The organism is Pantoea wallisii (genome assembly GCF_002095485.1).
Lineage (GTDB): Bacteria > Pseudomonadota > Gammaproteobacteria > Enterobacterales > Enterobacteriaceae > Pantoea > Pantoea wallisii.
Window position 1 is genome coordinate 1 of the sequence record NZ_MLFS01000131.1, and the last position, 1334, is coordinate 1334.

Here is a 1334-nt window from a genome sequence, read left to right on the forward strand (position 1 = left end):
AAGATCAGGCCAGCCGGCTGAGCCAGTCGGTAGCGGTGTTCCGCATTCCGCGTGCCGCGCAGACAACGGCCAGCACCGCCGTGCGTCATCCGCAGATCGCGCCGCCCGTCACCAGTGCGCCGCGCAAAGCGCTGACCGCCCCGGTCAGCGAAGGGAACTGGGAGACATTCTGATGTCGCGGGGCAGCGCTCTCGCTGCCCCTCTCCGCATTACCTTCTTTTCGGCAGTGCCAGTTTTCCCCCGCGTAAGGGGGAAGTCATCAGCAGGGCAGCGCACATGATCCCGCTTACTTTACTTATAAAACGCTGTTAAAAAGCTTAATTACAGCATTATCCTTCGTAAAGACATGCAAAGCCTCTCAAAAATTCAGCATCCCGGTCGATAACTGGGGGGACAACCCCCTTTTGGAGACACCATGTTAAAACGAATCAATGTAGTCACCAGCCTGATAGCGGTCCTGCTGGTCTTTGGTGCTTTGCAGTTACTTTCCGGCGGCCTGTTCTGGTCGGCGTTACAAAAAGATAAGGAGGCGTTTGCCGTAGCACAGACGTCTACCAACAACGTTGCTGCGATGTCTGATGCCTGGATTGAGCTTAACCAGACCCGTACCGTTCTCAACCGCGCGATGCTGCGTATGCAGAGCAGCATGGCGGCTGAGACCAATGGCGGCCAGCTTAGTGCGCTGATTGCCCAAACGGAGAAGCAGCTGACCGTCGCGGCTGGCCATTATCAGCGCTATTACGATCTGCCCGGTACGCCAGGCCTGCCGGAAGCCCTGCGTGATAAGCTGGAATCCGATTACGCCGATTTTAATAACGGCCTGAAAGCGATGCTGGAGCGGCTGAAAGCCAACGATCTGCAGGGCATGTTCGCGCAGAACATTGAAGCGAAGCAGGTCAAAATGAAGGCCACCTATGAGGAGTGGCGTACGGCGCAGAGCGCCCTGTCTGAAAAGGGCGTGGCGCAGAACCAGCGTGCTTTCAACACCATGATGTGGCTGCTGGTGACGGTAGCCGTGGTCGTGATCGGGGTGATTGTTGGCTGCTGGTTTGGTCTGCGCACGGTGCTGATCCAGCCGCTGCAGCAGTTGCTGACGCACATCCGCCACATCGCGGCGGGCGATCTGACTCAGACCATCCCGGTGGAGGGGCGCAATGAGATGAGCCAGCTGGCCAGCAGCCTGCATGAGATGCAGCAGTCGCTGGTGCGCACCGTCGGAAACGTACGCGATGGCTCTGACGCCATCTTCACCGGCGCCAGCGAGATCTCGGCCGGTAACAACGATCTGTCCGCGCGCACCGAAGAGCAGGCGGCGTCGCTGGAGCAGACTGCGG

The 1334-nt window shown here is 58.9% G+C and carries 1 protein-coding gene and 1 pseudogene; both read left to right on the forward strand.

Features of this window, described 5'->3' with window-relative positions:
• Positions 1 to 173: pseudogene (locus tag HA48_RS22745) on the forward strand (methyl-accepting chemotaxis protein II); the annotation flags it as partial.
• Between the two features lie 242 nt (positions 174 to 415).
• On the forward strand, positions 416 to 1334 hold a 919-nt coding region (locus HA48_RS21895), incomplete at its 3' end, for a Tar ligand binding domain-containing protein (protein ID WP_128603177.1).